At 73.1% G+C, this 25,052-nt stretch carries 24 protein-coding genes; 3 read left to right on the forward strand and 21 right to left on the reverse strand.

Going from position 1 to position 25,052, the window contains the following annotated elements:
- Nucleotide 1 precedes the first annotated feature (1 nt).
- Both xdhC and ABZ135_RS32190 read left to right on the forward strand, forming a co-directional pair.
- Nucleotides 2-814 carry a xanthine dehydrogenase accessory protein XdhC gene (xdhC, locus tag ABZ135_RS32185; RefSeq protein ID WP_356700787.1) on the forward strand — a complete coding sequence of 271 codons (813 nt, stop codon included), beginning with the start codon at nt 2-4 and terminating at the stop codon, nt 812-814.
- Between the two features lie 136 nt (nt 815-950).
- Nucleotides 951-1,640: a DUF4232 domain-containing protein gene (locus tag ABZ135_RS32190; protein ID WP_356700789.1), complete on the forward strand. Its 690-nt coding sequence runs from the start codon at nt 951-953 to the stop codon at nt 1,638-1,640.
- A gap of 37 nt (nt 1,641-1,677) precedes the next feature.
- On the opposite strand, the gene ABZ135_RS32195 is transcribed toward ABZ135_RS32190, so the two are convergent.
- The 5 genes from ABZ135_RS32195 to ABZ135_RS32215 form a co-directional block, all read right to left on the reverse strand.
- Nucleotides 1,678-2,637 (reverse strand): ABC transporter substrate-binding protein, encoded by a 960-nt coding sequence (locus ABZ135_RS32195; protein WP_356700791.1) that lies wholly within the window; start codon nt 2,635-2,637, stop codon nt 1,678-1,680.
- A gap of 1 nt (nt 2,638) precedes the next feature.
- The gene (locus ABZ135_RS32200) at nt 2,639-4,660 is read right to left on the reverse strand and encodes an ABC transporter permease subunit (protein ID WP_356700793.1); all 2,022 of its coding nucleotides are present in this window, start codon (nt 4,658-4,660) and stop codon (nt 2,639-2,641) included.
- Nucleotides 4,661-4,766: 106 nt separating this feature from the next.
- Nucleotides 4,767-5,852 (reverse strand): glycine betaine/L-proline ABC transporter ATP-binding protein, encoded by a 1,086-nt coding sequence (locus tag ABZ135_RS32205; RefSeq protein WP_356700795.1) that lies wholly within the window; start codon nt 5,850-5,852, stop codon nt 4,767-4,769.
- Nucleotides 5,849-7,375: a GMC oxidoreductase gene (locus ABZ135_RS32210; RefSeq protein ID WP_356700797.1), complete on the reverse strand. Its 1,527-nt coding sequence runs from the start codon at nt 7,373-7,375 to the stop codon at nt 5,849-5,851. Before ABZ135_RS32210 ends, ABZ135_RS32205 begins: the two co-directional genes overlap by 4 nt.
- A complete protein-coding gene (locus tag ABZ135_RS32215) occupies nt 7,372-8,880 on the reverse strand; it encodes an aldehyde dehydrogenase family protein (protein WP_356700799.1) in 1,509 nt (502 codons plus the stop codon). The genes ABZ135_RS32210 and ABZ135_RS32215 overlap by 4 nt, the downstream gene beginning before the upstream one ends.
- A 253-nt stretch (nt 8,881-9,133) precedes the next feature.
- Between ABZ135_RS32215 and ABZ135_RS32220 the strand changes: the two genes are divergently transcribed.
- Nucleotides 9,134-9,355 (forward strand): hypothetical protein, encoded by a 222-nt coding sequence (locus ABZ135_RS32220; RefSeq protein ID WP_356700801.1) that lies wholly within the window; start codon nt 9,134-9,136, stop codon nt 9,353-9,355.
- A gap of 84 nt (nt 9,356-9,439) precedes the next feature.
- On the opposite strand, the gene ABZ135_RS32225 is transcribed toward ABZ135_RS32220, so the two are convergent.
- The 16 genes from ABZ135_RS32225 to ABZ135_RS32300 form a co-directional block, all read right to left on the reverse strand.
- Entirely contained in the window at nt 9,440-10,198 is a 759-nt protein-coding gene (locus ABZ135_RS32225) for an SDR family oxidoreductase (RefSeq protein WP_356700803.1), read from the reverse strand.
- 73 nt (nt 10,199-10,271) lie between these two features.
- On the reverse strand, nt 10,272-11,516 hold the full coding sequence (locus ABZ135_RS32230; protein WP_356700805.1) for an MFS transporter: 1,245 nt from the start codon (nt 11,514-11,516) through the stop codon (nt 10,272-10,274).
- Entirely contained in the window at nt 11,513-12,781 is a 1,269-nt protein-coding gene (locus ABZ135_RS32235) for an ATP-grasp domain-containing protein (RefSeq protein WP_356700807.1), read from the reverse strand. Before ABZ135_RS32235 ends, ABZ135_RS32230 begins: the two co-directional genes overlap by 4 nt.
- Before the next feature lie 192 nt (nt 12,782-12,973).
- Nucleotides 12,974-14,182 (reverse strand): ornithine--oxo-acid transaminase, encoded by a 1,209-nt coding sequence (gene rocD, locus ABZ135_RS32240; protein WP_356700809.1) that lies wholly within the window; start codon nt 14,180-14,182, stop codon nt 12,974-12,976.
- Nucleotides 14,183-14,209: 27 nt separating this feature from the next.
- Nucleotides 14,210-15,535, reverse strand: a complete 1,326-nt coding sequence (locus ABZ135_RS32245; protein WP_356700811.1) for a GTP-binding protein — start codon at nt 15,533-15,535, stop codon at nt 14,210-14,212.
- A 2-nt stretch (nt 15,536-15,537) separates the two neighbouring features.
- A complete protein-coding gene (gene cysD / locus ABZ135_RS32250; RefSeq protein ID WP_356700845.1) occupies nt 15,538-16,434 on the reverse strand; it encodes a sulfate adenylyltransferase subunit CysD in 897 nt (298 codons plus the stop codon).
- A gap of 65 nt (nt 16,435-16,499) precedes the next feature.
- Nucleotides 16,500-17,063 carry an adenylyl-sulfate kinase gene (cysC, locus tag ABZ135_RS32255; RefSeq protein ID WP_356700813.1) on the reverse strand — a complete coding sequence of 188 codons (564 nt, stop codon included), beginning with the start codon at nt 17,061-17,063 and terminating at the stop codon, nt 16,500-16,502.
- Complete coding sequence (locus ABZ135_RS32260; RefSeq protein ID WP_356700815.1) at nt 17,060-17,932, reverse strand: [LysW]-aminoadipate kinase; 873 nt, start codon at nt 17,930-17,932, stop codon at nt 17,060-17,062. Before ABZ135_RS32260 ends, cysC begins: the two co-directional genes overlap by 4 nt.
- A 22-nt stretch (nt 17,933-17,954) precedes the next feature.
- Nucleotides 17,955-18,980, reverse strand: coding sequence for an N-acetyl-gamma-glutamyl-phosphate reductase (argC, locus tag ABZ135_RS32265; protein ID WP_356700817.1), 1,026 nt, complete (start codon nt 18,978-18,980; stop codon nt 17,955-17,957).
- A 37-nt stretch (nt 18,981-19,017) separates the two neighbouring features.
- Complete coding sequence (lysW, locus tag ABZ135_RS32270; RefSeq protein WP_356700818.1) at nt 19,018-19,191, reverse strand: lysine biosynthesis protein LysW; 174 nt, start codon at nt 19,189-19,191, stop codon at nt 19,018-19,020.
- Nucleotides 19,192-19,211: 20 nt separating this feature from the next.
- On the reverse strand, nt 19,212-20,162 hold the full coding sequence (locus tag ABZ135_RS32275) for a transketolase C-terminal domain-containing protein (RefSeq protein WP_356700820.1): 951 nt from the start codon (nt 20,160-20,162) through the stop codon (nt 19,212-19,214).
- The gene (locus ABZ135_RS32280) at nt 20,159-21,004 is read right to left on the reverse strand and encodes a transketolase (protein WP_356700822.1); all 846 of its coding nucleotides are present in this window, start codon (nt 21,002-21,004) and stop codon (nt 20,159-20,161) included. The genes ABZ135_RS32275 and ABZ135_RS32280 overlap by 4 nt, the downstream gene beginning before the upstream one ends.
- Complete coding sequence (locus tag ABZ135_RS32285; protein ID WP_356700823.1) at nt 21,001-22,296, reverse strand: DegT/DnrJ/EryC1/StrS family aminotransferase; 1,296 nt, start codon at nt 22,294-22,296, stop codon at nt 21,001-21,003. The genes ABZ135_RS32280 and ABZ135_RS32285 overlap by 4 nt, the downstream gene beginning before the upstream one ends.
- A 46-nt stretch (nt 22,297-22,342) precedes the next feature.
- Nucleotides 22,343-23,395, reverse strand: coding sequence for a BtrH N-terminal domain-containing protein (locus ABZ135_RS32290; protein ID WP_356700825.1), 1,053 nt, complete (start codon nt 23,393-23,395; stop codon nt 22,343-22,345).
- Complete coding sequence (locus ABZ135_RS32295) at nt 23,392-23,865, reverse strand: hypothetical protein (RefSeq protein ID WP_356700826.1); 474 nt, start codon at nt 23,863-23,865, stop codon at nt 23,392-23,394. Before ABZ135_RS32295 ends, ABZ135_RS32290 begins: the two co-directional genes overlap by 4 nt.
- Nucleotides 23,866-24,081: 216 nt before the next feature.
- Complete coding sequence (locus ABZ135_RS32300) at nt 24,082-24,813, reverse strand: sulfotransferase family protein (RefSeq protein ID WP_356700827.1); 732 nt, start codon at nt 24,811-24,813, stop codon at nt 24,082-24,084.
- Nucleotides 24,814-25,052: the final 239 nt, after the last annotated feature.

Raw genomic sequence — 25,052 nt, forward strand, 5'->3', positions numbered from 1 at the left:
CATGACGTGGGTCGCCGCGGTCGCGCGGTTGCGAGCACGCCGGGAGCCCGGCGTGCTGGTGACCGTCGCGACCGTGCGCGGCCACGCCCCGCGCGACGCCGGCGCGAAGCTCGTCGTGGGACGGACCGGGACCTGGGGGTCGATCGGCGGCGGCAACGTCGAGGCCGTGGCGATCGACCGGGCCCGGGAGATGATCGACGCGTCCGAACGGGCGCCGGAGCTCCTGGACTTCGCCCTGAACGACAAGGTGACCAACCGGCACGGCGTGCAGTGCTGCGGCGGCACGGTCTCGGTGCTGCTCGAACCGCTGCCGGTGGTCCGGGCGGTGGCGGTCTTCGGCGTCGGCCACGTCGGGCTCGAACTGGCCCGCATCCTGGCCCGTCAGGACCTCGACCTCCACCTCGTCGACACCCGCGCGGACGTCCTCGCCGAGGAGCGGCTCGCCGTGCTCGCGGACGCGGTGGCGCAGGTGCACGTGCACCACACGCCGCTGCTGCCCGAGGAGGTCCTCGAGGAGCTACCGCACGGCACCCATGTCCTGATCATGACCCACGACCACGCCGAGGACGCCGCCCTGTGCGACGCCGCCCTGCGCACCCCCCGGCTCGGCTCCGTCGGTCTGATCGGCTCGGCCGCGAAGTGGGTACGGTTCCGCAAGCGCCTGCTCACCGAGGGCGGGCACGACGAGGCCACCGTCGACCGGATCAAGACCCCGATCGGTCTGGCCGACATCACCGGCAAGGAACCGGCGACCATCGCGGTCAGCGTGGCCGCCGATCTGCTGCGGACCTTCGAGTCGGAGGAGGGTCGCTGACGCGGAACCGATACTTCCCCGTCCCTCCTCGGTAACAGATCCGTGGCGGAGATGTCGGGGACGGCCCTCGTACGCAGACTGTGGTCACAGCGAGCGTCGAGAGTGGCCGCTCGCGGCCGACCACGGGGGAAACATCATGAACACTGCTGCCTGGAAGTCCTGGGCCGGCGGCGCGGCGGTGGTCGCCGCGCTGCTCGGGACCACCGCCTGCGGGCCGGACGCGGCCGAGGACTCCGCCACGGCCGCGCCGTCGGACCGGGCGGGCACGACCGGCCCGGCGAAGCCCGGCGGGGCGGCTTCGGCCACGCCGGACGGAGCCGACTCGCCGAAGCCCGGCGCCACTTCGGGAACCCCGGCCGGCTCCGACGGCCCCACCGCCGTCGCCGCCTGCACCACGGAGCACCTCGCGGTGTCCGCCCGGAAGGAGCCCGCGGACGCCACGACGGCCCGGCACCTGCTCATCACCGTGCAGAACGCGGGCGACAAGGCGTGCGCGCTGTACGGCTATCCCCGCGTCCGGCTCGGCGCCGACGCCCAGGCCACCGTTCCGGTGATCAAGGACAGCGACCCGGACCCGGGGAAGCCGGTCACCCTCGCGCCGGGTGACGAGGCCCATGCCGCGCTGCTGGTGAGCGGGGGCGCCCGGGACGAGTACGAGGCGAAGAGCATCCGCCTCACCCTCCAGGGCCGCACACCGGGCAGCACCGCCGGCCGGGCGGTCGACGTCCCCATGCCCGTCCGCACGCTGTACGCGGACGACGGTCAGCTCGTCACCTACTGGACGACCGCCTCGGGCGCCGCCCTGGACTTCATCATGTCGAAGTGACGGGAGGACCGCGGCTCCCGCGCCCGTCCCGCGCCGGTCAGGCCGGGAGCCAGGTCCGCCAGGTGGCCTCGTTCTCCTTCACCCAGCGGGCGGCCGCCTCCTGCGGTGACAGCTTCTGCTCCGCGATCATCAGGGCGACGTCGTTCTGCATCTCCGTCGTCCAGCGGAACTTCTTGAGGAAGGCGGCGGCGTCGCTCCCGCCGTCCGCGAAGCGTGCGTTGAGGAACTTCTGGAGCGGCGTGTGCGGGTACGCGCAGGCCACCTTCTCCGGTTCGGCGTCGCAGCCCTCCCGGTAGGCGGGCAGTTTCACCTCCGTCATGGGGACCTTCTCGAACAGCCACTGGGGCTTGTACCAGTAGGTCAGGAACGGCTTCCTCTCCTTGGCGAACTGCTTGATCTGCGTGATCTGCGCCGCCTCGGAGCCCGCGAACACGACCTGGTAGTCGAGGTCCAGGTTCTCCACCAGCGCCTTGTCGTTCGTGACGTACGACGGGGAGCCGTCGAGGAGCTGGCCCTTGCCGCCGCTCTCCGCGGTGCGGAAGGCGTCGGCGTACTTGTTCAGGTTCTTCCAGTCGGTGACGTCCGGGTGCTTCTCGGCGAAGTAGGTGGGGACGAACCAGCCGATGTGGCCGGTCACGCCGAGATCGCCGCCCCGCTCGATGGTCTTCTTGTCCTCGACGTACCGCTGCTCCTGCTCCGGGTGCCCCCAGTCCTCCAGGATGGCGTCCACCCGGCCCTGGCTGAGGGCGTCCCAGGCGGGGACCTCGTCGATCTGGACGGTGTCGACCCGGTAGCCGAGCTCGTGCTCCAGCAGGTACCGGGCGACGGCGACGTTCGCCTGCGCACCGACCCACGACTGGACGGACAGGGTCACCGTGCGGGAGCCCTTCGCGTCGGCGTACGGGGATGCCTGGCGGGTCATGTCGGCGGCGCCGCAGCCGGTGACGGCCGTCAGGGCGACGGCGGCCGCAAGGGCGGCGTAACGGGTGCGAGCCATGTCAGGCCCCCTTTCCTGCGGGGTCGTGGCGTCGGGTCGGCTGGGTGACCCGGTCGAGCATCAGGCCGAGGCAGACGATGGCGGCACCGGCGACCAGACCGGTGGCCAGGTCGCCCTGGGCGAGGCCGAAGACCGCGTCGTAGCCGAGTGCGCCGCCGCCCACGAGGCCGCCGATGACGACGACGGCGAGGACCAGGACGACGCCCTGGTTGACGGCGAGGAGCAGGGCCGGGCGCGCGAGCGGCAGTTGGACCTGGAGGAGCTGCTGGCGGCCGGTCGCGCCGAGCGAGCGCGAGGACTCCAGGGCGGCCGGGTCCACCGCGCGGACGCCCTGGGCCGTGATCCGTACGACCGCGGGCAGCGCGTAGACGACGGCGGCCGCGACCGCCGGGGCACGGCCCACGCCGAACAGGGCGACCACGGGGATGAGGTAGACGAACTGCGGCATGGTCTGGAAGACGTCGAGCACCGGGCGCAGCGCGCGGCCGAGGCGGGCGCTGCGGGCCGCGGCGACGCCGAGGGCGACGCCGATCAGCAGCGTCACGGCGACGGCGGCGAGGACCTGGGACAGGGTGTCGAGCGCCGGGTCCCAGGCGCCGAGCACGCCGATGGCGGCCATGGCGAGGACGGCGGTCGTGGCGGTGCGCCAGGTGCCGATGAGGAGGGCGAGGGCGCCGACGGCGAGCAGGACCGCCCACCAGGGCAGCGCTTGCAGGCCGTCCCGCAGGGGGTTGAGGACCCAGGTGGTGAACCGTCCCGCCCAGTCGGCGGTGCCGCCGACGAGGGGGACGCCGGAGTAGAGGTGGCCGGTCATCCAGTCGACCGCCCCGTTGACGGGTCCGGCGATGTCGACGGTCCAGGCGGCGGGCCAGGTGAGCCGGTCGGTCAGGCGGCCGGCGAGGGCGACGGCGGCGAGGCCGACGAGGGCGGCGGCGCGGGCGAGGCTGGCCCGGCGGGCCGGGGCCGCGCCGATCCGCCGCCCCGCCGCGGCGGTGACCCGGTCCAGGACGACGGCGAGCAGCACGATCGGCACGCCGGCGGCGAGCGCGGCGCCGACGTCGACGGAGGCGAGGGCCTGGTAGACGCGGTCGCCGAGGCCGCCGGCGCCGATGACGGACGCGATCACGGCCATGCCGAGCGCCATCATGATCGACTGGTTGACGCCGAGCAGAAGTTCCTTGCGGGCCAGCGGCAGCCGGGCGGTCAGGAGCCGCTGCCGTCGGGTGGCGCCGAGGGAGGCGGCGGCCTCCAGGACGCCGGGGTCCGCGCCGCGCAGGCCGAGCGCGGTGAGCCGGGCCATGGGCGGGGCGGCGTAGACGACGGTCGCCAGGACGGCCGCGGGCACGCCGATGCCGAAGACGAGGACGACGGGCAGCAGGTACGCGAAGGCCGGGAGCACCTGCATGGTGTCGAGGACCGGGCGCAGGATCCGGTGCATGCGGTCCGACAGGCCGGCGGCGAGCCCGAGGAGGCCGCCGAGCAGCACGGACGCGGCGACGGCGACCACCATCAGGGCGAGCGTCTGCATGGTGGGCACCCACATGCCGAGCAGTCCGCACACGGCGAAGGCGGCCACGGAGGTCAGTGCGAGCCGGAGGCCGGCGACCCGCCAGGCGAGGAACCCGGCGGCGGCGGTGACGCCGGCCCAGCCGACGGCGAGCAGCACCAGGTACACGGCGCGGACGGACACGACCACGAGGTTGCTGACGTGTCCGAGGAAGTAGAGGAACAGCGGGTGGCTGTCGCGGTGGTCGATGATCCAGTCGCTGGTGCGCTCCAGCGGCCCGGACACGTCGACGGCGAGGGACGCCGGCCAGCCGCCGGCGCCCAGGAACAGGACGCCGAGGACGAGGGCGAGGGCGGTGCCGGCGCCGATCAGCCGGCCCCGGTGGCGCGTGAGCGCGCGGAGTGCGTCGCGGCGGGTGCGGGTGGTGCCGGTGGTGCCGGTGTCGCGCTTTCCGGCGGTGCCGGTGGTGTCGGCGGTCGTACGGCCCGTACGGGCGGGGGTGGCGGTGACGGTCATCGGGCCCACCGCCCGGCGTCGACGGTCGCGGTGCGGTGGCGCGTCGCGGTCGTGCCGGCACCGGTCGTGCCGCCGCACGGCGGCGGCCAGGTCGTATGGGAGTACATCAGGCCACCGCCTTCGCCGTCGCCGCAGGGACCCCGGCGACGACACCGAGGAGTCCCGCGTGGTCGACCACGCCGAGGCAGCGGCCGCCTTCGACGACCCGCGCGTTCTCGCCCGTGCGGGCGACGGCCTCGATGGCCTCGTGGACGGTGGCGCTGGGGGCGAGCGCGGGGCCCGACTCGCCTTCGCCGGCGTGCGCGGGGCGCATCGCCGAGCGGACGGTGAGCACCTGTTCACGCGGCACGTCGCGGACGAAGTCCCGGACGTAGTCGTCGGCGGGGGCGCCGACGATCTCCTCCGGGGTGCCGAGCTGCACGATCCGGCCGTCGCGCATCAGGGCGATGCGGTCGCCGAGCTTGAGCGCCTCGCTCAGGTCGTGGGTGATGAAGACCATGGTGCGGCCCTCCTCGCGGTGCAGGCGGACGACCTCCTCCTGCATGTCCCGGCGGATGAGCGGGTCGAGGGCGCTGAACGGCTCGTCGAAGAGCAGGACCTCGGGGTCGACGGCGAGGGCGCGGGCCAGGCCGACGCGCTGCTGCTGGCCGCCGGACAGCTCGCCCGGGGTGCGGTGCTCCATGCCGTCCAGGCCGACCTTGGCGATGAACTCGGCGGCGCGCTCGCGCCGTTCGCCGCGGGCCATGCCCTGGATCTCCAGACCGTAGGCCACGTTGTCGAGCACGGTCCGGTGCGGCAGGAGTCCGAAGTGCTGGAAGACCATCGCCGCCCGGTGGCGGCGCAGCTCGCGGAGCCGGCCGGTGTCCATGGAGAGCACGTCCTCGCCGTCGATGGCGATCGTGCCCGAGGTGGGCTCGATGAGCCGGGTCAGACAGCGGACGAGGGTGGACTTGCCGGAGCCGGACAGGCCCATGACGACGAAGACCTCGCCCTTGCGGACGTCGAAGGAGACGTCGCGTACGGCGGCGGTGCAGCCGGTGCGTTCGCGCAGCCCGGCGGCGTCGAGGGCGCCGAGCTCCGGGTCGGCGGGCACGCGTTCGGCCTTGGGGCCGAAGACCTTCCACAGGTCGCGTACGGAGAAGACCGGGTCGGCGGCGGGCCGCGGCGCGGTCATGGAGTGGGGGGTGTTCATCGGGTGGAGCCTCCCAGCAGGTCGGCGCATTTCTCACCGACCATGAGCACGCCGATCATGGGGTTGACGGCGGTCATGGTCGGGAAGACGGACGCGTCGGCGATCCGGATGCCGTCGAGGCCGCGGATCCTCAGGTCGGGGGTGACGACGGCGAGTTCGTCGTCGGGGGAGCCCATCTTGCAGGTGCCCGCCGGGTGGTAGACGGTGTGGGCGACCTGGCGGGCGTAGGCGCTGAGCTCCTCGTCGGAGGTGACCTCGGGGCCCGGGCACACCTCGCGCTTGAGCCAGCCGGCCAGCGGCTCGCTCGCGGCGATCTCGCGGGCGATGCGGATGCCGTCGACGAGGGTGCGGCCGTCGTAGTCGTCCTCGTCGGTGAAGTAGCGGAAGTCGAGGGCGGGCTTGTCCTCGGGGTCGGCGCTGGTCAGGTAGAGCCGGCCGCGGCTGCGCGGCTTGGGGATGTTCGGGGTCATCGACACGCCGTGCGCGGGGCGTTCGTAGCCGATGCGCTCGGGGTTGTCGGTGAAGGGGATCTGGTAGAAGTGGAACATCAGGTCCGGTCCCTCGGACTCCGGGTCGCGGCGGACGAAGAGTCCGGCGTCGGAGTCCATGGCGGAGTTCTCCGGGATGGGGCCGTGCGTCTCCCACACGATGACCGACTCGGGGTGGTCGAGCAGGTTCTCCCCCACGCCCGGCAGGTCGTGCACGACGGGGATGCCGAGCTTCTCCAGATCGGCGCGCGGCCCGATGCCGGAGTGGAGCAGCAGGCGCGGGGTGTCGACGGCGCCCGCGCAGACCAGGATCTCGCGCCGGGCGCGGACGACGTGCTCCTCGCCGTCCTTGGTGCGGATGTGCACGCCGGTGGCGCGGGTGCCCTCGAACTCCAGGCGGAAGGCCCAGGTCTCCAGGGCGAGGTGGAGGTTGGGCCGGTCCAGGAAGGGGTGGAGGTAGGCGACGGAGGCCGAGGACCGCTTGTTGTTCTCCGGGTGGTAGGCGAGGTCGAAGAAGCCGACGCCCTCGTGGAAGGGCTGCTTGTTGAAGCCCTCGACGCGCGGGACGCCGAGCGCGGTCTGCGCCGCGTCGACGAAGTCCCGGGCGATGGCGTTCCGGTCGGCCTCGTCGACGGGGACGATGTTGTTGCGCAGCTTGGCGAAGTACGGGTCCATGGCCGCCGCGTCCCAGCCCTCGGCACCGGCCTCGGCCCACTCGTCCCAGTCGGAGGGCAGGGGCTTGAAGGCGATGAGGGTGTTGTGCGAGGAGCAGCCGCCGAGCACCCGCGCGCGGCTGTGGCGGATGTGGGAGTTGCCGCGGGGCTGTTCGGTGGTGGGGTAGTCGTAGTCGAGCTCGCCGCCGAGCAGGCCCATCCAGCGGCGCAGGGTGAGGACGTCGTCGCGGCCGACGTCGCTGGGGCCGCCCTCGATGACGGCGACGCTGATGTCGGGGTTCTCGGTCAGCCGGGAGGCGATCACCGATCCGGCGGTGCCGCCGCCGACGACGACGTAGTCGTAGAGGTGCTGGTCGTTCATGCCTGGTCCTTCGGGGTCTCGCCGGCGAACCAGCGCACGGGGCGCGGGGCGAGGTTCTGGTAGACGTGCTTGGTCTCGCGGTACTCGGCGAGGCCGCTGGGGCCCAGTTCGCGGCCGATGCCGGACTTGCCGAAACCGCCCCACTCGGCCTGCGGGAGGTAGGGGTGGAAGTCGTTGATCCAGACGGTGCCGTGGCGCAGCCGGGCCGCGACGCGCCGGGCGCGGTCCTCGTCGGAGGTCCACACCGCGCCGGCGAGGCCGTACTCGGTGTCGTTGGCGAGGGTGACGGCCTCTTCCTCCGTTCGGAAGGTCTCCACGGTGAGGACGGGGCCGAAGATCTCTTCGCGGACGACCCGCATGCGGCGGTGGCAGCGGTCCAGGACGGTGGGCCGGTAGAAGTAGCCGGGGCCGGCCGGCTTCTCGCCGCCGGCGCGCAGGACCGCGCCCTCGGCGAGGGCGGAGGCCACGTACTCCTCGGTCCTCGCCAACTGGGCGGCGGAGACGAGCGGTCCGCACTCGACGCCCTCCTCGGTGCCCCGGCCGAGGCGGATCAGCTCGGCGCGGCGGGCGAGTTCGGCGACGAAGCGCTCGCGCAGCGGCTCCTCGACGATGAGGCGGGAGCCGGCGGAGCAGACCTGGCCGCTGTGGAGGAAGGCGGCGTTGAGGGCCTGGTCGACGGCGGTGTCGAAGCCCTCGGGCGTCGCGCAGGCGTCGGCGAAGACGACGTTGGGGTTCTTGCCGCCGAGTTCGAGGGCGACCTTCTTGACGCCGGCGACGGCCGCCTTGGCGACCTTGGTGCCGCTGGCGAGCCCGCCGGTGAACGAGACGAGGTCGACGTCGGGGTGTTCGGCGAGCCGGGCGCCGACGGTGGCGCCGGGGCCGGTGACGATGTTGGCCGCGCCGAGCGGCAGGCCGGCCTCCAGGAGGAGTTCGACCAGCACGACGGTGCTGAGCGGGGTGATCTCGCTGGGCTTGATCACGAAGGTGTTGCCGGCGGCGAGGGCGGGCGCGATCTTCCAGCTCGCCTGGAGGAGGGGGTAGTTCCAGGGGGTGATCAGGGCGCAGACCCCGACCGGCTCGTGCACGACGACGCTGCGGATCTCGTCCGATCCGGCGTCGACGACGCGTCCCTCGCTGTCGCTCTCGACGAGGTCGGCGAAGTAGCGGAAGGCGTCGCGGACGCAGTCGACGTCGATGCGGCCCTCTTCGAGCGTCTTGCCCGCGTCCCGGCTCTCCAGGGCGCCGATCCGCTCGCGGTCGCGCTCCAGGAGGTCGGCGACGCGCCGCAGCAGGGCGGCCCGCTCGGCGACGGGTGTGCGCGGCCAGGCGCCGTCGTCGAAGGCGGCGCGGGCGGCGGCCACGGCGTCGTCGGTGTCCGGGACGCCGCCTTCCGCCACGACCGCGAAGGCGGTCGCGTCGACGGGGTCGATGATCTCGCGCGTGGCGCCGGACAGGGCCGCGCGCCACTCTCCGCCCACATGGATGGTCTGCTGTACTGCCGTCACGTCGGGTTTGGCCTTCCGTTTCCTCGGGTCCCCCTGCCGGTTGCCCGGCGATCCGGCCCCCTGCCCTGACTCCCGAGAACCATGCGGAATGCCTTACGGAGAGTGGCCTGCTTCACTTTCCAAGTCGACGCAAAAACGGACATATTGCACACATCGCCAGGCGGAAGAGGGAACTCCACGGCACCGTGGAGCGTCACACGGAGAGAGAACGATCACCGCCGACGCATGCACCACTCACAGAGAAGAGCCGCCCATGCAGTCGAACGCCGCCACTCCCCTGGAGGCCGAGCTCCCCGACGGCCGTCGCATGATCCTGTCCCTGCCCCCGCTCGACGCCGCCTGGGCCGCCGGTGGCGTCGCGAGCCTGCGCCCGGTTCCGGCGACGTACGAAGGCCGCGGCGAGGAGCCGCACGAGCTTCCGCCCGTGCCGGACATGCGGGCGCTGAACCTCGCCGTGCTCGGCATGGGGGCCTGAGCGCGCGAGAAGGACACGCGAAAGGGACAGGGGCCCGGCTGACGAAGAGCCGGACCCCTGTCCCTGGCGTGCGGAGCCGCCCCGCTACCGCGGGGGCTGCGGGCGCAGACGCAGGCCGTGCATGCCGTTGTCCACGGCGAGCACCGTGCCCACCGTCCCGCCCGACAGCGGGCTCGCCAGATAGGCGATCGCGCCGGCCACCTCGTCGGCCGACACCAGGCGGCCCGTGGGCTGGAAGGCGTCGAGGGCGGCGCGCGCGGCCTCCGGGTCGGGGGTGTGGCGCAGCGACCTCGCGATCCAGGGCGTGTCCGCCGAGCCGGGGGCGACGCAGTTGACCCGGATGCCCTCGCGGACGTGATCCGCCGCCATGGCCAGCGTCAGCGCGTACACCGCACCCTTGCTCGCCGAGTACAGCACCCGCTGCTCCACACCGGCCCAGGCCACGATCGAGCAGGTGTTGACGATCGCGGCCGAGGGCGAGCGCCGCAGGTGGGGCAGCGCGTGCCGGGCGACCCTGACCATCCCGACCACGTTGACGTCCAGGACGCGCATCCACTCGTCGTCGCTGTTCGCGGCGACGTCCCCGATGGCGCCGATCCCGGCGTTGTTCACCACGACGTCGAGCCGGCCGAACCGCTCGACCACGGCGTCCACGGCGGACGCGACCCGGGCGTCGTCGGTGACGTCGACCTCGATGCCCGCGATGCCGTCGGGGAGCCCGTCCGGCTTCAGGTCGAGCGCGGCGACCCGGGCTCCCCTGCTCTGCAGCAGTTTCGCCGTGGCCAGGCCGATGCCCGAGGCGCCGCCGGTCACGATCGCGACCAGTCCTGCGAAGTCACTCACGAGTTGTCTCCTGTCCGTTGCGGACCGTCTGGGAAATGTCAGCCGAGCGGTGGGGCGTCGTGGTGGCGTGGCGTCAGGGGGCCGTCTTCTCCTCCAGGGGGGCCGTGCCGCGGCGGGGCAGGGAGAGCTGGGCGGCCAGCACCCCGGCCACGCCGACGAGGATCCACAGCGCCCAGGGGCCGAAGGCGTACAGGGCGCCGCCGATGAGCGGTCCGGCGCCCGTGCCGATCGTGTACGCGACGCCGTGCAGCCCCTGGTAGCGGCCGACCATGTGCGGCGGCGCGAGGCTGCCCAGGTAGGCCATGGCGACGGAGCTGGTCAGCATCTCGCCGAACGTCCACAGCAGCACCGTCGCCGCCAGCATGACCATCCCGGTGGTGAACCCGGTCAGGGCGAGGCCGACACCGGTGATCAGGTTGCCGATGGCGAGGACGTACTCCGGCCGGTAGCGGGAGATGGCCCCGGTGATGGGCAGTTCGAGGGCGAGCACCAGCAGGCCGTTGAGCCCGATGAGGAGGCCGAAGTCCCGCTCGCTCAGCCCGACGTCGTTGACGTGCAGGGGCAGGCCGACGGTGGACTGGATGTAGACGAACTCGCAGAACACCGTCATCAGCAGGAAGCGGACCAGGGTGCGGTCGGCGAACGCCTGCCGGTACCCGACCGCCTGCTCGGCCGGCTTGTCCGTCGCCTCCTCGTCGGCCGCCGTCTTGCGGGCGTCCCGCAGCAGCAGGGCCACCACCACGCCGAACGCCAGGCAGGCGACGGCGTTGACGAGGAAGAGCTCGACGTAGGAGGTGCTGGCGAGGACACCGCCGATGACGCCGCCGAGGGCCGCGCCGACGTTCATCGCGAAGCGGAACACGCCGAAGGCGGCGAGCCGTTGCTGGTTGGTCGACACGGCGTCGACCAGGACGGCGGCCGCGGCGGGGCGGTAGATCTGCGAGGTCACGCCGATGAGGCCGACCACGGTGACGATGAGCGGCAGGGCTTCGAGGAACGGCACGATCGCCGTGAGCCCCGCGGTGGTCACGGCGGAGAGCACGATGGTCCAGCGCCGGCCGATCTTGTCGGCGAGGTAGCCGCCGACGGCGTTGCCGAGGACCTTGCCGAGACCGGAGATGCCGAGCACGAGGCCGGCCGCCCCGGCGGAGTAGCCGCGTTCAGTGAGGTAGAGGACGATGAAGACGGGCAGGAAGTTGCCCACCTGGTTGACCAGGATGCCCAGGCTGATGATCCAGACCCGGACGGGTAAGTGGCGTAACGTCTGGCGGAAGGTGGGCTCTTGGACGTCCGGGCGGTCCGGGGGTGCGGTGCTCATGCGACGGGCTCGGTCCGGACGTGGATGGCCTCGGCCAGCCGCTTGCTGTGCGCGATCGCCTCGGCGGCGTCGGCGCCGCGGGCGATGACATAACCGCCGATGTCCTCGTTCCAGGTCAGCGGCGCCACCACGTCGCCCGGGCGCAGCTTCACATGGAGGTCGACGAAGGCCGGGTCCGCGCGGACCGCGTCGACGCCGGTGATCTCCACGACCCGGCCGGGCTCCGGGGTGAGGGCCTGGAGGGCGACTCCGGCGCGGGGAGCGGGCGACTCGGTCAGCGGCTCCACCTTGTCGAACCGGATGCCGAGCGTGTAGCGCTCCATGTCGACGCCGTAGGCGACCTCGACCATCTCGTTGACGCCGTAGCCGCCGATGCGGTTGTGCGACTCGATGATCCGGGGGCCGCGCGCGGTGAGCCTGATCTCGGTGTGCGCGGGCCCGTTGCGCAGGCCCACCGCGTCCAGGAAGTCGGTCACCAACTGCCGTACCTCGTCGAGGGTTTCGGCGGGGTGGACGCTGGGCTGCGAGAGACCGAGCTCGACGAAGCCGGAGCCGCCGCCGAACGCCGCCTTGTCGGTGATCCCGACGACCACGTGCCGGCCGTCGAAGCTGAGCGACTCGACGCTGATCTCGGGGCCGTCCAGGTACTCCTCCACGAGGAACTCCCGGAAGGAGTCGGAGAAGGCGAGGTCGCCCGGGGCCCACGCCTTGTCGTCGAGGGAGCGGTAGCGCTCGGCGACGACCTCCACCTCGGCCTCGTCGCGGACGCAGAACACGCCCACGCTGCCCGATTCGCGGACCGGCTTCACGATGACCGGGAGGCCGTGGGCCGCCACGAAGTCCCGGAGGTCCTGCGCGGAGCGGCCGACGGCGGAGGCCACCGGGCTGATGCCCTTCGCGGCCAGGTGGCGGCGCATCCGCGCCTTGTCGAGGAGGAGTTCGACGGTGTCGACGGACTCGCCGTCGAGGCCGAGCTCCTCGTTGATCCGCGCGGCGGGCAGCAGCCCGAGCTCGAACAGCGCCACGGCCGACCGGAACGGATACGTCTCGTGCAGCGCGCGGGCCAGGGGCAGGAGCCGCTCGATGTCGCCGTAGTCGACCAGCAACGCCTGGTCGACATAGGGCCAGTGGCCGCGGTCGTACGCGTCCGGGTACTGGGCGTGAACCACGTCCAGACCGAGCTCCCGGGCCTTGCGCACCAGCTTCAGCTTGCCGCCGATGACCAGGACGCGGGGCCGTCCGGTGGGTTCGACATCGATGGACACAGTGGCTCCTTCTCTCACGTTCCGACCGGCGGGCTCGCCGGGAGTCGGAAAGGGCGTCACGACGGGGAAGGGCGGGTCCGGCAGCTCCGTGCGGTGCGCCGCGCGGGGGCGAGGCGGCCTCGGTTCCGTCCCCTTGGGGTCGAGACAGTCGGACGTCGGCAGACTATCGCGCACATGGGCGGGCGGCCCGGGTCATCCGAGCACCCCGGCGATCGCGTCCACGCCGAAGTCGATCTCCTCACGGGTGATCACCAGCGGCGGCGCCACCCGCAGGTGCCCCTGGTTCTCCTTGCACAGCAGGCCGCGCTCGGCCAGCGCCTCGGAGACCCGGACGCCGGTGGTGCGGCCCTCGGCGATCTGGACGCCGGCCCACAGGCCGCGGCCGCGCACCTCGGCCACGCCGTCCAGTTCGCGGAGCCGGGTGTGCAGATACGAGCCGAGCTCGCGGGACCGCTCCTGGAACTCGCCGGTCGCGAGCAGCCGCACCACGGCGCGGCCGACGGCGGCGGCCAGCGGGTTGCCGCCGAAGGTCGAGCCGTGCTCGCCGGGCGCCAGGACGCCGAGGACATCGGCCCGGCCGACCACCGCGGACACCGGCATGAGGCCGCCGCCGAGGGACTTGCCGAGGGCGTAGAGGTCGGCGCGGACGCCCTCGTGGTCGAGGGCCAGGGTCTCGCCGGTGCGGGCCATGCCGCACTGGACCTCGTCGGCGACGAAGAGGGTGCGGGTCTCGTCGCAGAGCTGACGGACCTCGGCGAGGTAGCCCTTCGGCGGGACGACCACGCCCGCCTCGCCCTGGATCGGTTCGAGCAGGACCGCCGCGGTGTTCTCGCCGACCGCCGAGCGCAGGGCGTCGATGTCGCCGAAGGGCACCACCCTGAAGCCGGGGGTGAAGGGGCCGAACTCCTTGCGGGCGAGCGCGTCGGTGGAGATCGAGACCATGGTGGTGGTGCGGCCGTGGAAGTTGGCGCCGGCGACGACGATCTCGGCGGCGCCGTCCGGCACGCCCTTCACCTGGTACGCCCACTTCCGGGCGACCTTCACGGCCGACTCGACCGCCTCCGCGCCGGTGTTGGCGGGCAGCACCGTTTCGGTGCCGGTGAGCTCGGCCAGTTCGCGGCAGAACAGCCCGTACTGGTCGTTGTGGAAGGACCGGCCGGTCAGCGTCAGCCGGTCGAGCTGCGCCTTGGCCGCGGCCACGATGTCGGGGTGCCGGTGGCCGAAGTTGAGCGCGGAGTAGCCGGCGACGAAGTCGAGGTAGCGCCGGCCGTCCTGAGCGGTGACCCAGGCGCCCTCGCCATGGGTGAGCACCACGGGCAGGGGGTGGTAGTTGTGGGCGCTCCAGCGCTCGGTGAGGGCGATGTGGTCGGGCGTGGAGGTGGTGTCCGCGGTCGTGTTCATGGCCTGCTTGACCCTTTCGGCGGTCGGTCAGTGGTCCGGCTGGTGGTCGGCCCCCGCGTCGACCATGCCGGCGCTGAGGGTCGCTCCGTCCTGCGGATCGATGAGCAGGAACGAGCCGGTGCGCCGGTTGTCGGCGTAGTCGTCGACGGCGAGCGGCTCGGCGGTGAGGATCCGTACGCCGCCGATGTCGTTGGCTGCCAGCCCATCCCGGCCCGGCAGCCGGCGGGCGAGGGCGACGTCCGTGCGGTACGTGATGTCCTCCACCACGGCCGGGACGGTACGGGTGGTGTGCTTGAGCAGCACGCGCTGTCCGGTGCGCAGGGGGCGCTGGTCGAGGTGGCAGACGGTGGCGGTGAGCCGTCGCAGCGGCTCGGGTGCGGGGTCGGCGGTGAGGACCTCGCCGCGGGAGACGTCGATCTCGTCGGCGAGGCGGACGGCGACGGACTGCGGGGCCCAGGCGAGGTCGGTCTCCCGGCCGAGCACGCTGAGTCCGACGACCGTGCTGGTGACGCCGGCCGGCTGCACGACGACCGGGTCGCCGACCCGGAGCAGGCCGGAGGCGAGCTGCCCGGCCAGCCAGCGTTCCACGGTCCGCCGGTCGGCGGAGGGCTGCCGGATCACGTACTGCACCGGCAGCCGCAGCGGCTTGCCGGTCGGATCCGCTCCGAGCGGAACGTGCTCCAGGTGGGACAGGAGCGTGTCGCCGGCGTACCAGTCCATGGCGGCCGAGGGTTCGACCACGTTGTCGCCGGCCAGCGCGGACATCGGGACGGCGACGACGTCGGAGAGGCCGAGCCCGGCCGTCCGCCCGGCGAACTCGGCCACGATCGCGGTGAAGACGGACTCGTCGTAGCCGACGGCGTCCATCTTGTTGACCGCGAGGACGACATGGGGGACGCGGAGCAGGGCCGTGATGGCGGCGTGCCGCAGGGTCTGTTCCACGACGCCCTTGCGCGCGTCGACCAGGATCACCGCCAGGTCGGCGGTGGACGCGCCGGTCACCATGTTGCGCGTGTACTGCACATGGCCGGGGGTGTCCGCGAGGATGAAGCGCCGCCGGGGCGTGGCGAAGTAGCGGTAGGCCACGTCGATCGTGATGCCCTGCTCGCGCTCGGCCCGGAGGCCGTCGGTGAGCAGCGCCAGGTCGGGGTCGTCCTGCCCGCGGCGGCGGGACGCCTCCTCGATGGCCGCCAACTGGTCGGAGAGCACGGACTTGGTGTCGTACAGCAGCCGGCCGACCAGGGTGGACTTGCCGTCGTCGACCGACCCGCAGGTGGCCAGGCGCAGCAGGCCGCCCGAGGTCCGTGCGGACGGGTCGGACCGGCCTTCCGCTTCCGCGAGGTCCGTTGACATGTCTAGAAGTACCCTTCTCGCTTGCGGTCCTCCATGGCAGCCTCGGACATGCGGTCGTCGGCCCTGCTCGCTCCGCGTTCGGTCACCCGGCTGGCCGTGATCTCGGCGATCACGGCTTCGACGGTCGAGGCGGAGGAGTCGACGGCGCCGGTGCAGGACATGTCGCCGACGGTGCGGTACCGGATCTGCCGCTCGCACAGGGGTTCGTCGTCCCGGGGGCCGCCCCAGTCGCCGGGTGTCAGCCACATGCCGTCGCGCCGGAACACCTTCCTCCGGTGCGCGAAGTAGATCTCGGGCAGGTCGATGCCCTCGTGCTCGATGTACTGCCAGACGTCCAGTTCGGTCCAGTTGGACAGCGGGAACACCCGCACGTGTTCGCCCGGTTCGTGGTGGCCGTTGTAGAGCTGCCACAGCTCGGGCCGCTGTCTGCGCGGGTCCCAGGCGCCGAACTGGTCGCGCAGGGAGAAGACGCGCTCCTTGGCGCGCGCCTTCTCCTCGTCGCGCCGGCCGCCGCCGAACACCGCGCCGAAGCGGCCGTCGCGGATCGCGTCGAGCAGCGGCAGGGTCTGGAGCGGGTTGCGGGTGCCGTCGGGCCGCTCGCGGAGCCTGCCGTCGTCGATGTAGGACTGCACGGACGCCACGTCGAGGCGCAGGCCGTGCTTCTCGACGATCCGGTCGCGGTAGGCGATCACCTCGGGGAAGTTGTGGCCCGTGTCCACGTGCAGCAGGGAGAACGGCAGCGGCGCCGGGGCGAACGCCTTGAGGGCGACGTGCAGCATGACGATCGAGTCCTTGCCGCCCGAGAACAGCAGCGTGGCCCGGTCGAACTCGCCCGCCACCTCGCGGAAGATGTGCGCCGCCTCGGTCTCGAGCGCCTCCAGGTGGGTGAGGGGCGTCACCGCCGGGGCGAGCCGAGGGCCGAGGGTTCCGGGCCGGTCCTCGACCCCGGCCCGGGCGACGGCGGTCACGACAGCCCGCGTGCCGCGAGCAGCGCACGCAGGTGCCGGATCGACTCCTCGACCGTCTGGTCCTCGGTGCGGATCCGCAGATCGGGATCGACCGGTGCCTCGTAGGGATCGTCCACGCCGGTCAGACTCCGCAGATCCCCCGCCGCCTGCCGGGCGTAGAGGCCCTTCACGTCCCGGTCGGCGCAGGTCTCCAGGGGTGTCGCGACATGCACCTCCAGATACGGGACGCCGTGGGCCGCGTGGAGGTCGCGCACCGCGGCGCGGGACATCGCGTACGGGGCGATGACGGGCACGAGGACGGTGACGCCGTGGGAGGCGAGCAGTCCGGCCACGTAGCCGATCCGCCGTACGTTGGTGTCGCGGTCCTCCTTCGAGAAGCCGAGTTCCGCGGAGAGCGCGGTGCGGACCTCGTCGCCGTCGAGCACCTGCACCCGGTGTCCCTCGGTCCGCAGTCGCTCGGCGAGGCCCCGGGCGAGGGTGGTCTTGCCAGCGCTGGGCAGTCCGGTCAGCCAGACCGTGCCGCCCTGCCACACGGCCGGTCCGCCGTTTGGTTCGGTCATGTTCGGTGCTCCCTTTCGCGCGGGCCGGCCGTGACCTGCCCTGCGTCCGTCATGGTTACGGTGGTGCCGCCGCCGGCCAGCGCCCGGCCGACCGGGTGGGGTACCCGCCCGTCCGCGATGCGGACCGACCTCACTCCGCCAGCCAGGGCCTCGCGTGCCGCGACGAGTTTGAGGGCCATGCCACCGCCGGCGAACCGGCCGGGCGCGCCGGTCGCCGGCACCTCACAGGCGGACATCACGCTGGTGTCGTCGTCGGGGTCGGCGAGCACGCCCGGTGCGCCGGTCAGCAGCACCAGCCGGTCGGCGCCGAGCGCGGCCGCGAGGGCCGCCGCGGCGCGGTCGGCGTCGACGTTCACCGGCTCGTCGTACTCGTCGATCGCGGGCGGTGAGACCACCGGCACGAAACCGGCGGCCAGCAGGGCCTCGGCCGGTCCGGGGCGCACCCCGGTGAGCCGGCCGCTGAGGTTGTCCCGGACCAGGACGGTCCGGCCGTCCACGACGGCCCGGACGGCGGACTTGCGGCGGGCCCGCAGCATCCCGCCGTCCAGGCCGGTGAGGCCGACGGCCGGCACCCCGAGCCGGGTCAGCTCGGCGACCATCCTCGGTTTGACCGAACCGGCCAGCGCGAGGACGACCACCTCCAGGGTGGCCGGGTCGGTGTACCGGGTGGTCACCTGGTCGGGGGCGACCAGGGTGCGCTGGGGCACCCCGAGCCTCCCGGCCAGTCGGGCGATCTCCCCGGAGCCTCCGTGCACCAGGAGGACGGACTGTCCCTCGCCGACGAGCTTGGCGACGTCGGCACAGATGCCCTCGGCGTCGACGGCCGGGTTGCCGCCGCACTTGACGACGGTCAGCGGTCTGGTGGTCACGAAGTCTCCTGTTCTCCGGGGCTCAGACGGGATGCAGGCCGGTGAAGGACAGGCCGAGGTTCTCCGGCCAGCCCATGCGGATGTTCAGGCACTGGACCGCGTTGCCCGCGCCGCCCTTCACGAGGTTGTCCAGGGCGGCGATGGTGACCAGCCGGCCGGCCTCCTCGTCGACGGCGTAGCCGACGTCGCAGAAGTTCGAGCCCAGCAGGATCTTCGGCTCCGGGTAGCGGAAGGTGCCCCGCTTCTGGGCGACCAGGCGGACGAAGGGCTCGTCCTGGTACTGCTCGCGGAACGCCCTGCGCACCGCCGCCGCGTCCACGCCGGGGCGCAGCGCGGCGTGGCAGAGGGTCTGCACGCCGCGCACCGCCTCGACCCCGGTCGCGGTCATGGCGGCCTCGATGCCCAGGTGCCGGGAGATCTCGGCCTCGTGGCGGTGCCCGGTGGGCGCGAACACCCGCATGGCGCCGCTGCGTTCGGCGTGCAGGTTCGCCTGGCCCGCGGTGGCGCCGGAACCGCTGGAACCGGTGCGCGCGTCGAACTGCGCCTTCGGCTCGACCAGGTTCCGTGCCACGAGCGGGTACAGGGCGAGCACGCCGGCCACCGCCATGCAGCCGGGCACGCTGACGCGGTCGGCGCTGCCCAGACGGTCCCGGTACAGCTCGGGTATCCCGGGGACGAAGTCGCCGAGCAGGTGCGGCGCGGCGTGCTCGACCCCGTAATAGCGCTCGAAGACCTCGGGGTCGTCGAGCCGGAAGTCGCCGGTGAGGTCGTAGACCTGCTTGGCCCGTCCCGTCCAGCGGTCCATCTGCGTCATGGCGGCGCGGTGCGGCGTGGCGAGGAAGACCGCGTCGCAGTCCTCGACGTCGTCGGCCGTGCAGAACAGCAGATCGGTGGCGGACCGCAGGTTCGGGTGCACGCCGTCGACCCGCTTGCCGGGGAAGCGGGACGACACCGCGCCCACCACCTCGACCTCGGGATGGCCGATGAGGAGTCGCAGCAGTTCGCCGCCGATGTAGCCGGCCGCGCCGACCACCGCGACGCGGATCACGTCGCGGCTCCGGCGCCGGTCTGGTGTCCCCGCACGGTCACTCCCCCCAGTCCTCTTCGACCTCGGGCGCGAGGGCGAGCACCGCCGGGCTCAGCGCCACGATCTCCAGTTCGCTGCGGCAGCCCGCGCACTCGACGATCTCGTTGAGCCGCACCGAGTCGCTGAGCTGCACCGCGTCCTCGCACTCCGGGCAAGCCTGCGTTGTGGTCATGGGAAGGTGTCCTTTCGCGTTCAGAGGGTCGTCCCGGAGAGGGCGGCGCTGTCGAGGGCGGTACGGACCGTCCTCACCACCCGCTCCGCGGTCAGGTCGTAGTGCGTGACGAGGTGCTCCTGGTTGCCGACGGTGTCGACGAAGCGGTCCGGCATGCCGAGCCGCAGCACCCGGGTGGGCGCGTGCTCCGCGAGGACCTCGGCGACGGCGCCGCCGAGGCCGCCGCTGCGCCAGTGCTCCTCGACGGTCACGACGAGCGGGGCCGGGCGGGCCGCGGCCACCAGCGTCTCGGTGTCGAACGGCCGGAGCGTGTGCACGTTGAGCACGGTGGCCTCGATGCCGTGCCCGGCCAGGGCGTCCGCCGCGGCGAGGCAGGCGAGCACGGGGTACGGGCCGCAGGCGGCGAGCACCACGTCGCCGCCCCGCCGCAGTGTCTGCGCCGTCCCGATGACCGGGGGCGGGGCCTCTGGCAGCGGGGGTGTCGGCTTGCGGCCGAGGCGGACGTAGAGGGGTCCGGGCACGTCCAGGCTCTGTTCGACGAACGCCTCGGTGGCGGCGGCGTCGGCGGGGACCACCACGGTCATCCCGGGCAGCACCCGCAGCACGGCGAGGTCTTCGAGGGCCTGGTGGGTGGGACCGAGGTGGCCGGCGGCGAGTCCGCCGTGGGTGGCCATGATGCGGACCGGCAGCCGGTTGTAGGCGATGTCGATCTTGATCGCCTCCAGTGCGCGGGACGCGGCGAAGGCGGCCATCGTGTTGACGAACGGGATCCGCCCGCACGCGGCGAGACCGGCGGCCATGCCCATCAGGTTGTGCTCGGCGATGCCGAGGTTGACGTACTGCTCGCCGGCCGCCGCCGCGTGGTCCGCGCTGAACAGGCCGGTGTCGCTGTCCAGGCAGATCAGTTCGGGGTGGCGCGCGAGCAGCGGCAGCAAAGTGTCCCGGTACGCCTCCCGGGTCGCGCGGCTCATCCGGCGGCGTCCGTGGTCCGGAGGAGGGCGGCCCGGGCCCGTGCGTGGTTGCGCGGGGACAGGGTCACATAGTGGCTGGCGGCCCGGCCGGCGAGGAAGGGGAGTCCGTGGCCCTTGACCGTACGGGCGATCAGCACGCTCGGCCGGCCCGGTTCCCAGGGGGCGGCGGCGAGGTGGTCGGCGAGCTCGGCGGCGTCATGGCCGTCCACGTCGCGGACCGCCCAGCCGAAGCTGCGCCAGCGGTCGGCGAGCGGCTCCATCGGCGCGATCCCGTCGGTGGCGCCGGTCAGTTGGAGGCCGTTGCGGTCCACGACGGCGACCAGGCGGTCGAGGCGCAGCGACGCGGCCGCGATGGCCGCCTCCCACACCGAACCCTCCTGGAGCTCGCCGTCGCCGAGCAGGACGAAGCTGCGCGCGTCGCGTCCCGCGGTCCGGTGGGCCAGGGCGAATCCGCAGGCCAGCGCGAGGCCGTGGCCGAGCGATCCGGTCGGCAGCTCCACGCCGGGCACCGCGCGCACCGGATGGCCCATGAGCCGGCTGCCGGGCCGTCCGTATCCGGCGAGTTCCTCGACGGGGAGGAAGCCGCGCTCGGCCAGGGTCGCGTAGAGGGCGACGGCGGCATGGCCCTTGCTGAGCAGGAAGCGGTCGCGGTCCGGGTCGTCCGGCCGCTCGGGGTCCACGTTCAGGACCGAGAAGTACAGCGCGGTGAGCACCTCGACGCTGGAGAAGGCGCCGCCGAGGTGGCCGCCCTCCGGCCCCGCGCACATGTCGACGACATGCGCGCGGATGCGGGCGGCGACCGCTTCCAGGGTGTCGAGGGCCGGGGCCTGGGTGGCGGTCATGAGGCGGCTCCCGCGAGGGTGGCCACCATGTCGGTGTTCGCCCACACCTTCTCGAAGGCGTCCGCGTAGTGGCGGAGCAGTTCGCCCGAGCCCGGGTGGAGGTGACGCTTCTGCAGGGTCAGGGAGTCGGCGATGACCGCCCGGGCCACGGGGTAGCCCTCGCCCGCCGCCGGCGCCGGCGCGCCGGTCACGGTCCACGGGTAGCCCCCGCCGAAGCCGACGCGGTCGACGAAGACCTTCTGGTCGGGCAGCGGCATGAGCTGGTACTGCGACATGGGCACGCCCTCGGCGCGCAGCAGCCGCCGCAGCGCGGCGCGCAGGGCCTCGGGCCGTACGCCGTCCAGGCCGAGCCCGGCCGCGTCGAAGCGGAAGCGCAGGATGTGCCAGGCGTGGGTGGTGTCCGGGAGCGCGGTCGGCACGCGCAGGCCGGGCAGCTCGGCGAGCCGCCCGAGGAACGCGGCGACGTTGCGCTGCCGGGCCTCCTCGTAGGCGTCGAAGCGGCTGAGCTGGGCGTCGGTGAAGGCGGCCTGGAGGGCGTTCATCTTGTGGTTCCAGCCGAGGCCGTAACTGACGTAGTCGCGGTCGCGGCCGGCCTCGATGACCTCGCCGAACTGGCGGCCCTTGCGCACCTTCTCGGCCAGCTCGGCGCTGCCGGTCACCAGCAGGCCGCCCTCGCCGCAGGTGGGGATGTTCTTGGTGGCCTGGAGGCTGAAGGCGCCGGCGTCGCCGAGGGAGCCGACCGGCCGGCCGCGGTGGGTCGCGCCGGGCGCCTGGGCGGCGTCCTCGACCACGGCGAGGCCGTGCCGGCGCGCGATGTCGGTGATGCGGTCCATGTCGGCGGGCGCGCCGTGCAGATGGACCGGGATGATCGCCCGGGTCCGGTCGGTGATCCGGCGTTCGACGTCGTCGGGGTCGATGTTGAAGGTGACCGGGTCGATGTCGGCGAAGACGGGCACGGCCATCTGGTGCACCGGCGCGAGACCGGTGGCGATGAAGCTGAGCGCCGGCACGATCACCTCGTCGCCCGGGCCGACGCCGAGCGCGGCGAGGGCGAGGGACAGGGCGGCGGTGCCGGTGGACACCGCGACGCAGTGGTCGTGGCCGAACCGCCGGGCCCAGCGCTCCTCGAGGGTGGACACCGGGTTCGCGCCGTCGGAGTTGGACACCAGTCTGGCGCCGTCGAGCGCGTCGATGACGGCCTTGCGGTCCTCGTCCTCGACCAGCGGCCAGTCCACATGGCGCCGGTCCCTGGGCACGGCCGGCGAACCGCCGAACGCTGCCAGCTTGCTCATCACAGTCCTCTCGACAGGGTCACGGTGGTCACGGCGCCGTGCGCGGTCACAGGCGTGCCGCCGCCGCGCCGACGGCGTCGACCGCACGCGCGTAGGCGCCGCGCAGCACGGTGGTGTGGTGCGCAATGTCGGCGGCGACCGCGCGCGGATCGTCGAGGCCGTGCGCGCCGGTGATGCGCAGTCCGGTCCAGGCGTGCGCGACGGCCTCGACCGCCCGTCCGGCCCCGGCGAGCTCCGGCTCGCCCCATTCCCGGCCGCGGCGGCGCAGCAGTTCGCCGTGCAGGGACGCCTGCGCCTGCATGCCCCAGCCGAAGGGGTAGAGCTCGCGCAGCGCGCCGGCGTCCCCGGCGCGGCAGCGGTCGAGGAGTTCGGCGGCGAACGCGTCGAAGCCGGGCAGGCCGGTGCGGGCGGGGCCCGCCGTGGTGAAGCCGTCGACGTCGGTGCGCAGGAAGCCGCCGAGCAGCTCGGGGGTCAGGGGCGGTGGCGGGGTGTCGAGCCGGACGTCGAGGCAGCGCCTGCCGATCCGCGAGTCGCTGAAGAACGCGTCCTGGACGTCGGTCGGGTTGGCGGAGCCCCAGCTCCGCAGGAACGCCTCGATCGGGACGGCGCCGCGGAACGCGGGCGGCATCGCGTCGGAGACGTACACCAGGCCGCGGACCTCGTCCAGGCCGTAGACCACCACCAGGTGCGCCGCGTGCACGTCGCCGTAGGCGGGCCGGAACGGCAGGTGGAAGTTGTCCACGGCGGCGATGACGGGCCGGTCGGCGGCCAGCGCCTCGCGCATCTCCCGCCAGACGTCGTCCTCGTCGGCGGGCTGCCACCAGCGCGCGTGCAGGTCGTGGTGCGGCGCCAGGGCGGCGCCGAGGTCGGTGCCGCCGGACGCGTCGGGCGGGCACGGATAGTAGAACTCCTCGGACCGTACGTCGCCCGGCAGATGGAGGAAGCGCCAGCCGGCGCCGAGGACCTCCAGCGGGTCGGCGCCCGCCCGGGCCACCAGCGTGCCGAAGGTGGCCTGCAGGCAACTGATCAGGTCGCGGTACCACCAGACGGGTTCCGGCCCGACGATCATGTACGTCCGTGCCGCCACGTCACCGGTCATGCCCCGGCCTCCGCTCGTTGCAGGGTGAGCGCGAAGACGTGCACCGCGACGTTGCGGGGCAGCCGGAGGCCGGCGAGGTCGGCGCGCCGGGTGACCGGCACCCGCTGCGCCCACATGACCGCGGAGACGTCGCGCTGCACGTGGTGCGGGTAGTGCATGACCAGGCTCTCGAACGCCTTGACCTCGCCGAACCAGGCGGGCGCCGACCAGAAGTCGGAGACCCGCAGGGCCTCCGCGTCGACCGAGCCGTCGGCGAAGTGCAGGTCGACGGTGTCCTCGCAGCGGCGTTCGGAGGCCGCCAGCACGTGGATCCAGTCGTAGCGGCCCTCGGGCAGCGCGAGGTACTGGCCCTGGCAGCGGATGTTGTCCGGTCCCTCGCCGACCGGGGGGAACCGGAAGGGGACGTCCGCGACCCGGACGAGGCTTCCGCCCTCGGGCAGGTATTCGGCGGCGAAGGAATTCCCCCACACATTGAAGGCCCCCGCTTTGGTGTTCGTCGCGGCGGAGACGGCCGTATTGTCGAGATGAGCGGAAATATCGACCGTATCGCACCGTCGATCGGTGGCGGAGGGCGCCGGGATGCCCGTCAATTGATCCCCCTCACTGGAATTCCGTGTGAATAGTGCCGAGCCGGGACGCTGATTCGCACACTGTCCCTTCGCATCGCGGTGACTCCGGAAAGTCGGTCAAGGGCGAAGGGCGGCGGCGCGCAGTTCCTCGTAGAAAGGCAGGTGGTAATCGCGATGGGCCCGCAGCACCGGGTCCGCCTCGACCGTCTCGGCGCCGCGGCCCGAGCCGCGCGTGAAGCCGGCGGTCCGGCTGGTCGACTCGTGCCATCGGCTGGTCGCCTGCCACTCCGAGCGCATGCCGGGCTGCCAGTTCAGGGCGTCGGGCAGGAAGGGGATGCCCACCGCCGCGCAGTACGCCCGCACGGTGTCGGCCGGCCGGTCGAGCAGGTCGTCCGAGTCGACGACGACCGGGGTCGTGCCGGTGGCCTCCCGTACGGCCGTGAAGATCTCGTGCAGCCGGGCGAAGCCGATCTCGTCGCGGCCGAGGTCCGGGTTGAGCGCATGGTGCGACGCGATGGCCTCGGACGGGTGACGGATGATGAAGGTGTGCGTCGCGGCCCTCAGGAAGGCCCGGTCGGCGAGCAGCGCCGGGTAGTGGAAGTCGGTGGTGTCCTTGAAGAACACCGGCTTGTCCGCGGCCATGTCGCGCAGCGCCGCGAGGACGTCCCGTTCGCCGCGGGCGACCCGGTCGCCGACCTTCACCTCGCCGAAGTCGACCACTTGGGAGAACGGCTCGTGCACGACGACGCGGTCGCCCCGCTCCGCCATCATCCGGGCGAACGCGGTGGAACGACTGCGGGGTGCGCTCCACAGCGCGAGCACGGGTATCCGCTCTGAATTGTGGTCCACGGTTTTCCCTTCCCTCTGGCGCGGCCGCGGTGCAACCGGGCGGAAAGCGTGCGGTGAACTATTGCGTCAGGCGTTCGGAATCCCGTCAAGAGTGGCACGGGCGGTGCCCGGGCCGGGTAAGCGAGATACGCAGCCGCGCGGCGGAAAAGTAAACGCGATGCGTCGCCCCGGATGAGCTTGTCGCGGACGCGCACGGCGCCGGACCGCCCGTAACGTCCCTGCGACGCGGCAGACCGGTT

It is taken from the genome of Streptomyces sp. NPDC006339 (genome assembly GCF_040612775.1).
Classification (GTDB): Bacteria; Actinomycetota; Actinomycetes; order Streptomycetales; family Streptomycetaceae; genus Streptomyces.